The sequence below is a fragment of the Streptomyces sp. NPDC018031 genome (assembly GCF_044327625.1).
Taxonomy (GTDB): Bacteria; Actinomycetota; Actinomycetes; order Streptomycetales; family Streptomycetaceae; genus Streptomyces.
The window spans coordinates 23,704-36,897 of sequence record NZ_JBIRFT010000021.1; the positions used below are offsets into that span (position 1 = coordinate 23,704).

The 13,194-nt window shown below is 73.3% G+C and carries 11 protein-coding genes; 7 read left to right on the plus strand and 4 right to left on the minus strand.

All coding sequences use genetic code 11. The features are described from left to right. Nucleotides 1–379: 379 nt before the first annotated feature. From ACH4B3_RS30275 to ACH4B3_RS30290, 4 genes are all read left to right on the plus strand, one after another. Nucleotides 380–1,159 carry a hypothetical protein gene (locus ACH4B3_RS30275; RefSeq protein WP_398468239.1) on the plus strand — a complete coding sequence of 260 codons (780 nt, stop codon included), beginning with the start codon at nt 380–382 and terminating at the stop codon, nt 1,157–1,159. Between the two features lie 620 nt (nt 1,160–1,779). Then, nucleotides 1,780–2,295, plus strand: a complete 516-nt coding sequence (locus ACH4B3_RS30280; RefSeq protein WP_398468241.1) for a lytic polysaccharide monooxygenase auxiliary activity family 9 protein — start codon at nt 1,780–1,782, stop codon at nt 2,293–2,295. 189 nt (nt 2,296–2,484) lie between these two features. Beyond that, nucleotides 2,485–3,012, plus strand: coding sequence for a DoxX family membrane protein (locus tag ACH4B3_RS30285; protein WP_398468243.1), 528 nt, complete (start codon nt 2,485–2,487; stop codon nt 3,010–3,012). A gap of 106 nt (nt 3,013–3,118) precedes the next feature. Then, nucleotides 3,119–3,904: a calcium-binding protein gene (locus ACH4B3_RS30290; RefSeq protein ID WP_398468245.1), complete on the plus strand. Its 786-nt coding sequence runs from the start codon at nt 3,119–3,121 to the stop codon at nt 3,902–3,904. Between the two features lie 186 nt (nt 3,905–4,090). Here ACH4B3_RS30290 and ACH4B3_RS30295 read toward each other — a convergent pair whose 3' ends face one another. After that, the gene (locus ACH4B3_RS30295; protein ID WP_398468247.1) at nt 4,091–4,417 is read right to left on the minus strand and encodes a rhodanese-like domain-containing protein; all 327 of its coding nucleotides are present in this window, start codon (nt 4,415–4,417) and stop codon (nt 4,091–4,093) included. Nucleotides 4,418–4,454: 37 nt separating this feature from the next. On the opposite strand from ACH4B3_RS30295, the gene ACH4B3_RS30300 reads away from it, so the two are divergent. Next, a complete protein-coding gene (locus ACH4B3_RS30300; RefSeq protein WP_398468248.1) occupies nt 4,455–5,069 on the plus strand; it encodes a TetR/AcrR family transcriptional regulator in 615 nt (204 codons plus the stop codon). A gap of 117 nt (nt 5,070–5,186) precedes the next feature. Here ACH4B3_RS30300 and ACH4B3_RS30305 read toward each other — a convergent pair whose 3' ends face one another. Continuing rightward, nucleotides 5,187–6,650: an MFS transporter gene (locus ACH4B3_RS30305; RefSeq protein ID WP_398468250.1), complete on the minus strand. Its 1,464-nt coding sequence runs from the start codon at nt 6,648–6,650 to the stop codon at nt 5,187–5,189. A 151-nt stretch (nt 6,651–6,801) separates the two neighbouring features. Here ACH4B3_RS30305 and ACH4B3_RS30310 point away from each other — a divergent pair, with 151 nt between their 5' ends. Continuing rightward, nucleotides 6,802–7,851 carry an Lrp/AsnC family transcriptional regulator gene (locus ACH4B3_RS30310; RefSeq protein ID WP_398468252.1) on the plus strand — a complete coding sequence of 350 codons (1,050 nt, stop codon included), beginning with the start codon at nt 6,802–6,804 and terminating at the stop codon, nt 7,849–7,851. Between the two features lie 666 nt (nt 7,852–8,517). On the opposite strand, the gene ACH4B3_RS30315 is transcribed toward ACH4B3_RS30310, so the two are convergent. Continuing rightward, the gene (locus ACH4B3_RS30315; RefSeq protein ID WP_398468254.1) at nt 8,518–9,096 is read right to left on the minus strand and encodes a TetR/AcrR family transcriptional regulator; all 579 of its coding nucleotides are present in this window, start codon (nt 9,094–9,096) and stop codon (nt 8,518–8,520) included. A gap of 90 nt (nt 9,097–9,186) precedes the next feature. On the opposite strand from ACH4B3_RS30315, the gene ACH4B3_RS30320 reads away from it, so the two are divergent. Continuing rightward, a complete protein-coding gene (locus ACH4B3_RS30320; protein WP_398468256.1) occupies nt 9,187–9,633 on the plus strand; it encodes an anthrone oxygenase family protein in 447 nt (148 codons plus the stop codon). Between the two features lie 370 nt (nt 9,634–10,003). On the opposite strand, the gene ACH4B3_RS30325 is transcribed toward ACH4B3_RS30320, so the two are convergent. Next, nucleotides 10,004–13,006 (minus strand): ATP-binding protein, encoded by a 3,003-nt coding sequence (locus ACH4B3_RS30325; RefSeq protein ID WP_398468258.1) that lies wholly within the window; start codon nt 13,004–13,006, stop codon nt 10,004–10,006. Nucleotides 13,007–13,194: the final 188 nt, after the last annotated feature.

Here is a 13,194-nt window from a genome sequence, read left to right on the forward strand (position 1 = left end):
CTCGCCTTCACCGGCATCGCCTGCACCCTCATCTGCTGCCGCAGGCTCTGCGGGGCACGTTCCAGTGCCCCGCACGGGCGTGGAACGCCTTCGCCGCCCCCGCAGGTTGGCCGCCCCCTTGTCGTCCTGCGTGCGCTACACCGGCAACTCCTCCTCGGTGGCGAGGGGCTGGGGAGAACGGGGTGCAGCCCGGATGGGGGCGCACGTGCCAAGGTACGAGGGCGTGCGGGAGGTGGCTGATCATCGGCCCGGCCGTCGGGATGAGCCCGTCAGGCCCTTGACCGGGTGCCGCTTCGACGGAGGATGGGGGAAGAGAACGGGTCTGCGTGGTGAAGTGTGGGCCTTTCGATGACTCCGACAGCAGGGAGCGTTTCTTCCGATGCCCACTCAGCCTTCACGCCCTGAGCGCAGCGGTCCCGAGACCGCCTCGGTCATGGACGTCCCGCCGTTCAAGCCCTCCCTCGTCAAAGCCGTGTTCAGGGACGTGACCCTGATGCACGTCTCTCGGTCGGCCGCGTGGGCCGCCGCGTCGGTGACGCGGACAGTGCTGACGGAGATCATCGACGGCGCGAGGAGAGCGGCGGCGGGGGAGGCCCGGAGGAAGCTGGTTCCCGGGGACCTTCTCTCGGCCATCGACCGGAACGTCGAGCTCGAGGTGGGGATCAAGTGGTACGACCACAGCCCGACGTTTCAGGGCCTGACCGGTGACCTGTACGACGCCGAGGGTGTCGTCGTGCCTTCTCGTAAGCGGAGCGGGTCGCGCAGATCGAGTGCTGTGGTGGGCGCCCACAGGTTCGAGGGTGAGGTCAAGAAGCTGCTGCGGGGTCAGGGCGTGACGGCCGTCCCAGCGTTCGTCCGCGACCTGGACGGAATCGCGAGCGTGTTCCTGACGGACCTCGCCCGGGACGCGGCCATGGTCGTCCGCGAGGGCGGGGTCAGACGTTTCGGTACGGTCACCCCAGTGATGCCGGGCGAACCGGCCCCGCCCCCGTTCCCCAAGGATTCCCTCCAGGCCCTGTCCACCCGCAGGGGGGACGGGTGGACCATCGGCAGGGATGACATCCTGGCCGCCACCACGATCCAGTTGTTCGGCGGCAACCTCAGGCAGCGGGCCCTCGCCGAAGCACGCGAGGCGACACCGAACACTTCGGCCGGCTGAGCGGGGCGACCCGCTTCGCCGCCTGCACGCTCATTGCTACCGCGGACTCGCCGAACGAGATGGCCTCGAAGGGCCGGGCGTCCTGACAGAAGCGTGGTCCACGCGCCGGACCGCGGGCTGACGCGGCGTTCGGCCCCGTCGTGGGCCCGGCGGAGTCCATGAGCGAAGGCCGGCGGTGCGCCGCCGGCCCGGCCGGGTCCGGCACCCCGGTCCGTTCCGTGCACCCGGGCCGCCCGGCCCGCCCCCGCGGCCACCGCCGGCCCGGTCGACACCTGCGCCGGGGCCACCGGCTCCGTCGGGACGACGGACACGTGCGCCGGGTGCCGCGCCCGGCACCGGGCCCCCGTCCGCGCCGGCGTCCGGTCCGAGCCATCGCGCCGGCACAGCGCGATCCGGTCCGCCTGGAGCCCCCGCCCCGCCGTGCCGGGGCCGCCCATCCTCCCGGACCCCGGGGGCGGTTGGCGACATTCGTCGCACCCGGACCCTGGCTTGGTCTAGACCAAGAGGAGTACGCTTCCCTTGCCGCTCCCGGGCCGCCCCACGGTCATGGAGCCGCTGCTTGACATGCTCATGCTTGCCATGCCTTCGGGCGGGCGCGCACGACCCCCACAGGAGTAGTCATGAAGAGCAAGAAGATGCTGGCCGCCGCCATCGGCGCGGGTGTCGCCCCGCTGCTGGCCGTCACCCTGCCGGCGGGCAGCGCCAACGCGCACGGCTACATATCCTCACCCCCCAGCCGGCAGGCCCAGTGCGCCGCCGGCATCGTCCCCTGCGGTGACATCAAGTACGAGCCGCAGAGTGTCGAGGGCCGCAAGGGCCTGATGAGCTGCAGCGGAGGGAACGCCCGCTTCGCCGAGCTCGACAACGACAGCAAGGGCTGGAGGGTCACCCCGGTCAGCCGGACAACCAGCTTCAACTGGCGGCTGACGGCACGTCACGCCACCAGCACCTGGCAGTACTACGCGGGTGGCCGGAAGATCGCGGAGTTCAACGACGGTGGCGCCCGGCCGGGCGAGACCGTCACCCACCAGGTGAACTTCGGCAGCCTGACCGGCAAGCAGAAGGTCCTCGCGGTGTGGAACATCGCCGACACCGCCAACGCCTTCTACGCCTGCGTGGACGTGAACATCAGCTGACGCGGTGCCGCACCACCCGGCCCCTGCCGGGGCGGACCGGCCCTGCCGGGACCGGCCGGCAATCCGGTGCCGGAGCGGACGGTGCGTCGCCCGCTCCGGCACCGGGCGCCTCCTCCACTCCCGGCCGCCCGGCGGCCGGGAGCCTTCGGACGACCGTGTGCGAGCACGTGCGAAAGGGTGGGTACGGCGGTGGAGAAAGTTGTCGACGAGCGCGGCCTGCGTCCCCCTGGAGGGCTCGCCCCGGAGCGGAGCGGGGACGGCGGGCGGGCCACCCGGGCGGCCCACTCCCTGGCCTGCCGGGTCCAGGGGCGCGGCCCGGGGCTCCTCAGGGTGTGCCTGGGCACGGTGTTCCTCTGGTTCGGCATCCTCAAGTTCGTCCCCGCGGCCAGCCCCGCCGAGGGGGTAGCCGTCCGGACGGCGACGAAGCTCACCTTCGACCTGCTGCCGCCGGACGTGGTGATGCTGCTGCTCGCGGCGGCCGAGACGGCCATCGGCCTCGGCCTGGTCACGGGGGTGCTGCTCCGCGTGGCCCTGGCGGGGTTCTTCGCCCACATGGCCGGCGTCTTCTCCGCCCTCCTGCTGCTGCCCGGAGAGATGTGGCAGTGGGACGCGCCGGTCCCCACGATGGAGGGCCAGTACATCATCAAGAACGTCGTCCTGGTCGCGGCCGGTGTCGTGGTGGCGGCCGACGCATGGGGCCGGACACCGCCGCCGTGAGGACGTCCGGGGCGCCGGAGCGCGCCGGCCACGGAGCGGTGGCCCGTCCCGGACACCCCGACCGGCCGCCTGCCGGCCCGCCGGACGCCACATCGAGAGAGGACCCATGAACCGATACGGAGCCCCCACGCGCACGGCGGCCGTGACCCTGCTCGCCGCCTGTCTCGCCACCGGCCTCGCCGCCGCCCCGGCAGCCGGCGCCCCCGCCGCCACCGGGGCGAAGGCCCGCATCGACGCCGACTGGGCGTCCCGGTCGATCGTCTTCACCGCCGCCGCGGGGCAGGCGAACGACCTCCATGTGATCCCGATGGACACCGGCGACGGAGTCCGGCGGATCGGCTTCCGCGACGCGGTCGCGCTCGAACCCGGCGACCACTGCGCGTACCTCACACCCGGGGATGACACCTACGTCGTCTGCGAACTGCCCACCGACGGCCACCGGCCGGAGAGGATCGACGTCTTCCTCGGAGACCGGGACGACACGGTCGCCACCAGCGACCCCGCGGTCGGCACCGTCCGCGGCGGCCCCGGCGACGACACCCTGCACGCCCACAGCGCGCACACGGTGCGGGGCGACGCGGGGAACGACATGGTCATGGGCCGCGCGGTGCTGGACGGCGGCGACGGCATGGACCACCTGATGGGTGACGACAGCGGCCAGGAGATCTGGGGAGGCCGGGGCGACGACATGATCGAGGCGTACGAGGGCGCGGACATCGTGTACGCCGGCCCGGGCGACGACCACGCCATGGGCGGGGACGGCCGCGACATCGTCCTCGGCGGCCCCGGCGACGATTCACTGCATGGCGAGGGCGGCGACGACCTGGTCGGGGGCGGTCCCGGGGAGGACACCGTCGACGGCGGCCCGGGCCGCGACGTCGTCGTCCGGTAGACGCGCCCGTAGGCCCCGGAGGCGCCGCCGCGCCGTCGAAGCCGGCGGTGCGCCATCGGCCGGGGCAGCCGGCACGGTGAGGGACCTTGAACAGGTGTCAGTGCGAACGTGGCCTCACGGCCGGGTGGTCCGTCGCGCGCGGAGGGGCGAAGAGTCCGTGCGGAGTCTTCGCCCCGGGGGTGGAGATCAGGCGGCTTCGGTGGGGAGACCCGCCTCGACCCAGTCCTGGATGCCCTCGCGGTACTTGCGGACGTCGGTGTAGCCGAGGGCGGTGAGCCGGTCGGCGACCTGCCCGCTGTTGGGGCACGCCGGGTTGGAGCAGTAGGTGACGATCGCGGCGTCGCGGTCGGGGAGCACGGTGGGCGCTTGGGCGTCGACGTCGGCCGGAACCAGAGCCAGCGCACCGGGCAGGTGCTGCTGGGCGTAGTACTCGCCGCCGAGTGTGTCGACGACCGTCACCGCGCCGTTCTTGATCGCTGCTGCAAGCTCGTCGCGGGTGATGAGCACGGTCATGCCACTGCCTCCAAAGGAATCGGACTACAGTCCTCTTATGACTCACGACAGTAGCGGACTGCGGTCCGTTTCGGCAATGCCGCTGGAACTGCTGCGAACGCCGCCGCCCAAGGAACGCGCGGACGCGGCCCGAAACCGGGTGGCGGTGCTGGAGGCGGCTGCCAGGCTGTTCGCCGAGCAGGGCGTCGAGGCGGTGTCCATGGATCAGGTGGCCGCGGCCGCGGGTGTCGGCAAGGGCACCCTGTTCCGCCGGTTCGGAGACAAGTCGGGGCTGGCCGCCGCACTGCTGGACGCCCGCGAGCGCGTGCTGCAGGAGGCGGTCTTGCACGGGCCGCCCCCGCTCGGCCCCGGGGCCCCGGCCGACGAGCGTCTGGCCGCGTTCCTCAATGCCTACTTCGACTATCTGCTGGAGCATCTGGCGCTGGTCCGGATGTCCGAGACCGCCACTCCCGGCGCCCGGTACAGGATCGGGGCCTACCGGTTCTGGCACCGCCATGTGGCGATCCTGCTCGCCACCGCACCCGACCCCGACCATGCCGCACACGCGCTGCTCGCCGCCCTGGCAGCCGAACACGTCGCAGCACTCCTGCCAGAGATCGGCGAGCAGCGAATGCGCACCGGCCTGCTCCACCTCGCCCGGTCCGCGATGTGACGAGGCGTCGCACGATCGAGGGGCGGTCTCCGTGAGACCGCCCCTCGATCGACCGAAGTCGCACCACCCTCCCGCCACCCGGCGAAAGACCAGGTCAGACAGCGAGATCCTGCTGGATTACGAGGCCGCGATGTGCCCGCCGGACGCCTGGGAGCCGGCGGAGGCCGTGGCGGGAGCGGCGGACGGCGCGGCCGCGGCGGACGGGGCCGGACCGCCGGACGGTGTCCGGACCAACGCCCACACCAGCACCGCCCCGGCCAGGCCGAGCGCCCCGGCCACCAGGTAGCACGCCCGCAGGGCCTCGGCGACCGCGTCCCCGTCACCGGCTTCCGCTCCATGCGGCACCCGCGAGGTGAAGACCGTACCCAGCACGGCGACGCCGATCGCCAGGCCAAGCTGGCGTGAGGTGCTGAGCGCGCCGCCGGCCATCCCCGCCCGCTCGTGCGGCACCACGCTCATCGTCGCCGAGGCCAGCGGCGGCAGCGCCAACCCGGCCCCGAGACCCACGAAAAGCATGCCGGGGACGAGGACCGTCTCGGTGGCACCGGCTCCCACCCGCGCCTGCATCAGCCCACCGACCGCGATGGACAGCAAGCCCAGTGACACCGACCAGCGCGGCGGAACCCGCTGCCCGAACCGGCCCATCACCAGCGGCACGACGAAGGAGACCACGCTCATCGGCAGGATCACCAGACCGGTGTGTACCGGGCCGAGACCCAGCACGGTCTGCATCCAGATCGAGGCGTACGGGAAGACCGCCCAGGCCGCAGCACTGATCAGCGCACCGCCCCCGATGAACCCCACGAAGGCCCGGTGCCGGAAGAGACCCAGGTCCAGCATCGGTTCGGCGCTCCTGCGCTCGATCGCCAGGAAGAGCACCAGCGACACCGCGGCCAGCACCAGCGGTCCGAACACCGTCGGATCCGACCAGTCGGCCTCGGCGCTCCGGATCAGGCCGAAGGTCAGCGCTCCGGCACTCACCGTGAAGGTGGCCATACCGGGCAGGTCCAGGCGCCCGCTGGTCCGGCCGCCGTCCTTGGCGATGGTCCGCCGGGTGATGACCACGGCGATGACCGCCACCGGCACATTGACCGCGAACACCCAGGGCCAGCCGAAGTGCTCGGTGAGCAGACCGCCGATGATCGGGCCGGCCGCCGCGGCGGCCCCGTTGACGGCCCCCCACACGCCGAACGCCACCGCCCGGTCCCGGCCCCGGTACACGGTGCTGAGCAGCGCGATCGTGGTGGCGAACATCGCCGCCGCACCGGCCCCCTGCACCGCCCGCCCGGCGATCAGCAGCTCCGCGCCCGGGGCCAGCGCGCAGCCGAGCGAGGCGAGCGCGAAGACCACCAGACCGGCGAGATAGACGGTGCGGTGACCGAACCGGTCGGCGATGGTGCCGGTGCCCAGCAGCAGCGCGGCCAGGGCCAGGGCGTAGACGTCCACCACCCATTGCAGCTCGGTGAAGGAGGCGTCGAGGTCGTCGGCCATCTCGGGCAGCGCGACATTGACGATGGTGACATCGATCAGCAGCATGAACGCCCCCAGACCCACCGCGGTCAGAGGCCACCATTTACGCATCGACACAAGCCCTTTCGGGTTCTGGGAGACGGGACGTGCCGCCGGAGACGGGCACCCGCCCACAGTGCGGCACCGGGGGCCGGATCCAACGACCCGCCATGGGATTGCGGCGGAATCCGCCATCAGCGAAGCTGGACCGGTGGAAAACGTCATGCCGAGTGTCGTCTGCGACGAGCTGGACGAATGGATCGTGCAGAGCCTGCAGTTGGACGGGCGGGCGTCCTTCAGCCGGATAGGCGAGGTGCTGGGGGTGTCCGCGCAGACGGTGGCGCGCAGATACCGGCGGCTGCGTGCCGCGCAGGCCGTACGGGTGATCGGCAAGCCGTACCTCAAAGTCATCGGCCACGCCGCGTGGGTGCTGCGGATCGAGTGCACCCCCGACTCGGCGGAGCGGATCGCCACCGCGCTCGCCGCCCGCGAGAACACCAACTGGGTGCGGCTGACCACCGGCGGCGGCGAGATCATCTGCGGTCTGCGGGCCGCCCCGCAGGAGGAACAGCAGATTCTCGCCACGTTGCCCCGGACTCCACGGGTGGTCGGCTTTTCGGCTCACTGCCTGCTGCGCCGCTTCCGCGGCGGCCCGGCGCCGTGGACCGGTTGGACGCGACCGCTGGGCGCGGAACAGATCCGTGAGCTGAGCGGGGGCCGGCCGGATGCGCCGTTCGCCGCTGCCGACCGGGCGCCGGACGGACGCGTTGTCGAGCTGGACCCGGTGGCCCGCAAGCTGTTGGAGGTCCTGGGCGTCGACGGACGGACGCCGGTGAGCGAGCTCGCCGCCCGGGCGGGGATCTCGGAGACCGCCGCCCGCCGCAGACTTCAGGAGCTCACCGACCGCGGAGTGCTCTACTTCGAGGTGGACATCGACACCCGCGCGGTCGGCATGAACATCGAGGCCACGGTCTGGCTCACCGTGCCGCCCGCCGCCCTGAACGCCACCGGCAGCGCGCTGGCGCGGCACCCGGAGGTCTGCTTCGCCGCGGCGACCACCGGCCGGACGAGCCTGCTGGCCGATGTGCGGTGCCGGGACATCGACGCGTTCTACGCCTACCTCAGCGAGTCGGTGGGCGCCATCCCCCACGTCACCCAGGCCGAGACGGCCATCCACAGCCGTACGCTCAAGCGGCAGATCGGCCTCCCGCCGCTCCGCGCCCAGGCCGCCCCGGTCACGCGCAAGGCGGTTGCGACCGGCCGCGGTAGGTGACCGGGCCGGTTCCCGCCGCTGGCCCGCACGGGCCGCCGGTCGCACACGCCCCGCCGGTTGCCGTACCGTCTGCGCGCCCATGGCGCGGAACTCGTCGGCGAGGTGGTTCTGCTCGTGGCCGGGCGGATGACCGGCTGGGCAGAGCGGTACCACCGCGGCGGCCAGTACCCGGTGATGGGTACCCAGGTGACGCTCCATCTGGTGCAGCCGGAAGGCGAGCTTGCCCCGCTATGGTCACGCGGGTTCGCCCAAGGCCGGGGAGCACCTTCGGGCCGGCGGCGTGCACTGCGGGGCGGCGGGGCGGCCACGCCGGAGCCCGGCGGTGGACGGCCGCTTCGCTCGGGCTGGCGTGCGGTGTCGACTGCCCCACCGTTCTGCCCGACGGACGGGGCGGGCACGACCTGCGATTCCACTGATCGCCATATGAGGACGTCGGGGCCGCAGACGGGGTGCGGGGGTGGAACCCCGGGACCGGTTCCAGCCCCGGCCCGGTGCGCGCCCGGTCGTGACGAATGGGCATCGCAGCTTACGGGGCGGGTGCCCGTCCGGGGTGCGGGGCGGGGCGATCCGCGGCTGTGCCGTATGGGCGCGCATGACCGAATGCGATGCCGCGGGCATGCGGCCGGAGCCCTCGGGTCGCGGCTGCATGCCCGCCAGGATGGGGCGTCAGACTTTGGCGAGCCGGTCCACCAGCAGCTCCACCCTCGACTCGGTGTCCTCCGGCGGCAGCCGCCCTGACCGGGTCAGGGTCGCGACCCCGTGCAGGGACGCCCAGAACACCTCGGTGAACAGCTCCGGGGCGACGCCGTCCCCGGTGACCTCGCCGAGAGTCTCCAGCAGCGCGGCGAAAGCGTCCTTGAGAGGTTCCGGGGTGTCCTCCTGCGCGTACGGCAGTCCGCCGTCGAGCTGGAAGATGGCGTCGTAGACCGCCGGGTTGCATGCGGCGAAGTCGAGGTAGGCGTGGGCGAGGGCGGCGACCCGCTCGCGCGGGCCGGCCGCGGCGGCGGTCGCGGCCCGCACCGCGGCGGCCATCTCGGTGGCGCCCTGGAGGGCGACGGCACCGATGATCTCGCGCTTGCCGCGGAAGTGGCTGTAGAGGACGGGCTGACTGTATTCGATGCGTTCGGCGAGCCGGCGGGTGGTGACCGCGTCCCAGCCCTGCTGCTCGGCGAGTTCGCGGGCCGTCGCCACGATGAGGCGCTCGCGTTCCGCCCGTTCGCGCTCCTTGCGTTCCTGTACCGACATGATTCGATCCTAGCACCGCTAGACAATCGAGCGGCAGCAGTACTAGCGTTGCCTCATCTTCTAGCACTGCTAGGTCCCGGGAGGGTCATCATGCTCACCGCACTCGAGGTCTTCACCACCGTGGTCGTCGGCGTGATGGTGGGGGTGGAGTTCTCCGTCGCCTTCGTCATCAACCGGATTCTCGACGCCCTCCCGGAGGACAGCGGCCAACTCGGCCGCGCCCATGGGGGCCGGATGCTCGGCGCCGTGATGCCGGTCTGGTACATCACCTCGCTGGTCCTCGTCGGCGTCTGGGCTGTCGCCGGATGGCACCACCCCGGCACCGGCCTCGTCATCACCGCAGCCGGGCTGCTGATCACCAGCGTGATCATGTCGCTTCTGCTGCTCGTCCCGATCAACAACCGGGGGAAGACATGGACCCCTGAGAACCGGCCCGCCGACTGGAAGGAGCAGATGAACCGCTGGGACCGCTTCCACTACGTCCGCGTCGCCGTCATCATCGCCGCCTTCGCCCTGCTCGTCGCCGCCCTCACCTGACCCCGCGGGCAGCGCGAAGGCGAGATGGGCGGCGAGCGGGCTGACATCGACCCGTGCCCGGTCCAGCGCGGCCGGCGCGACCCCTGTTCCGTCGGCTCGACAGCCGGGACGATAGGGAGACCCGCGACCAATCATGCCGCCAGGCGGCCGTTCCCCGGCCGCAGAGCGGCGGCATCCGCCCGCCCCTACTTTCCCGAACGGCCCGCCGCCAAGGCTCGCCCGATGACGCGCCCCAACGCTGCCCGGTAAGTCGTGCACCTGGCCGAGGGGGCCAACCGTCTCCGCGCCGCTCGGCGGTCGCAACTGCGCGGGCCGCCCGGTGCCGGCCGCGGCCCCGCCGCAGCACCCGGTACCGGGGCGGGCGCCCGTGTCACCCGCGGGGGCCGAAGCGTGCCTCCCGCGTACCCGTGGGGGCCGGGAGCGCCCCCGGCTCCGCGGAGCCGCCGTGGTCGTCGGGCACGGTCGGTTCGCCACGCCGGGGCGGGCCGTGGTGCGCCAGACGGCGCCGGACCTCCTGGCGGGATGCCACCCCGAGCTTGCGCAGCACGTTGGCCACGTGCTCCTCGACCGTCCGTCGGGACAGGAACATGGTCTGTGCGATCTCGCGGTTGGTACGGCCGTCGGCCAGCCAGGTCGCCACCTCGCGTTCCCGGGGTGAGAGTTCGCTGCCGTAGCCCCGGCGCCCGCGCCGGGAGGGGGTGGCGGCGCCGGCGCTGCGGACCAGGTGACGGCAGCGGGCGGCGTCCGCGGGCGCGTCGAGCTTCTCGTAGGTGCCTGCCAGTTCGGTGAGCGTGGGGACGTCGGTGGCGCGCGCCGCCACCCACTCGGTGAACCGTGCCGCCTGGTAGGGGAGGCCGAGGGACCGGTAGTGGCCGACCGCGTCCGTGGAGTGGCGGGCCGCGCCCGCGGTGTCCCCGTCAGCGTCCGCGAGCCGTGCTCGGCAGGCGATCAGGGCGGTGTGTGCCAGCGGGGCGTCGAAGCCCGCCAGCCCCGCCGCCAACTCGTCGGCGAACGCGTGCGCGTCGTCGCGGCGCCCGGCGGCCAGGTACGCCTCCACGGCCTGGCAGGCGATCTCGCCTGCCCATACCCACAGGCCTTTCCGGCGCAGCAGGGCCGCGCCGCGGTCGGCGTAGGCGCAGGCCGCGCCGATGTCGTCGCGGTGGAGCAGCAGCGTGATCGTTCCGCCGGTCGCGGCGACGGCGACCGGGACGATGGCCGAGTCGGGCTCGTCCATGCGGGTGTCCCGGAAGGCCGCCTCGGCGCGGTCCCAGTCGCCGCGCGCGGTGGCCAGCCAGCCCTTGACCAGGTGGAGTTCACTGGTGACCGGCAGCAGGTGGGCGTAGGTGCGGGCGAGCCGGTCGGCGCGTTCCGCGAGACCGTCCCAGGCGCCGGAGTACCAGTCCAGTCGGACCCGGGTGGCCTCCGCGGTCCCCGCGATGTAGGACGCGCCGGCCCGCCTGGCCAGGCTCAGACCGCTGTGCAGGAAGTCCCGGGCCCGCCCGTAGCGCCCGATCCAGGAGCACCCGTCGGCCAGGTTGGCGTACACCCGGGCCAGGTCGTGCAGGGCTCCGGCGGCCTCCGCCTCGGACACCGAGGGCAGCAGGTGGAGTCTGTCCGCCGCCCCCGGCGAGCCGGAGATCATCCGGGCGCAGAGGGTGTTGGCCAGCAGCGCGGTGCGCGGCGAGCCCTGCGCCATGGTGTCCAGGCTCGCCTCCACCCGCTCCAGCCACATCAGGTCGGTGGTGAACGGGACGGTGCCCATGCACGGCACCGCCAGCACGGACATGCCGCGCAGCCGGCGTTCGGGCCGGCTGTGCAACGCCTCGACGGCCAGTTCGATCTCGGCCCGGCCGCGGTCCATGGCACCGGCCTCCCGGATCAGCAGCAGACCCAGCCACAGGTGCAGCTCGGCGCGCACCTCGTCGGTGAGCCGGGGGTCGGAGGTCAACTGCTCGATCTGGTCGGTGACCTCCCGGTGGTGCAGGCCGATCAGGGCGCACTCGCACAGCTTGAGCGCGAGTCGGTTGACGTCCCCGGCGCCGACGGAGGGCTCGGCCACCGCGGCGGACAGCAGTTCCATCGCGGTGGAGGTGTCGCCGGCGCGTACCGCCGCGTCGGCGGCCTCCTCGCTGTAGCGGAGCCAGTCCTCGATCAGCCCCGCCCGCCGGGAGTGCGCGGCCAGCCGTACGAGCGGCCGCGGGGTGAGCCGGGCCAGCTCGCGGGCGGCGCGCAGGTGCAGCTCCTGGCGGTGCGGACCGGGCAGCGTGTCGTACACCGCGCGCTGCCCGAGCGAGTGCCGGAAGCCGTAGGCGTTCTCGGCCGCCTCCACCAGCACGGCCCGCTCCAGCAGGGTGGCGACCTGCGTCCGGCCGCGGCCCACCCCGGCGACCGCGCCCAGCAGCTCGGCGGTGGCCGGCACGCCGAGTACCGCGGACGCCTCGGCCACGGCGCGGGTGTCGCCGGGCAGTGCGTGCATGCGCTCGGCCATCGCCTCGCGCAGCAGCACGGGAACCTGCACGATGTCCAGCAGCCGGCGCGCCGTCGTCTCGTCGGTGCGCAGCCGTCCTTCCAGGGCGCGCAGCGCGCAGGTGATCTCCTCCACGACGAAGGGGATGCCGGCGGTGCGCTCCCGCACCGTCTCGGCGAACCCGGCTTCCACCGGACGGCCGAGGATCTGCTCGATCAGGCCGCGCACCCCGGCCGTGTCCAGCGGCGCCAGCGACAGGTGCGCCCCGGTGGTGCCCGGCGGCGGGCGGAACGTCCGGCCCAGCGGGGCATCGCCCGGCAGGTCCTCGCGGCGGTAGGTCATGACCAGCGACAGGCCCGGTGGCGGGTCGGTCATCACGAAGCGCAGCAGCTGGCGGCTGCCCTCGTCCGCCCAGTGCGCGTCCTCGATCACCAGCACCGTCGGCCCCAGCGCCGCCAGCAGGTCGCGTACGGCGCGGAAGGTCTGGTGCCGTTCGGCGGCGGCGTCCTCCGGGCCCGGGGGCGCGGGCGGCAGCACGTGGGCCAGCTCGGGCAGATAGCGGCGGAGCGTCCCGATGACCGGGCCGAGCCGCCCGCGCACCCGCTCCAGCCGCTCCGCGCACAGGCGCAGGCACTCCAGGACGACGCCGTAGGGGAAGGGGTCGCGCAGCGGCTGGCAGTACCCGACCGCGGTCCACCGGGGGCCGCCGCGCAGGCCGTCGGCCATCTCGGCGACCAGCCGGGTCTTGCCGACGCCCGCCTCGCCCTCGACGAAGACCGCGGACGGGGCTGCGGCCACGGCGGCGGCCAGCGTCCCCAGTTCCCGGGTGCGGCCGATCAGCACCGGTGAGCTGGTCCGCGGCGGGGTGGCGGAGGCGTGCTGGGCCGACTCGGTACCGCGCGTCATCGCTCCGCTCCCGCTGAGGTGCCCGGCATGGCCGTCGACAGCTGGTCGAGGTGTCCCGAGGATAGGCACCGCGGTGGATTTCCGGAACCCCGCACGCCGCATAAATCCCGTACCCCTACGGGGAGTTGCCACGGTTGTTCGGGGGTGACCGAAGGCCGGATCGTTGCCCTCCGAGTGGCCCTCCGTTC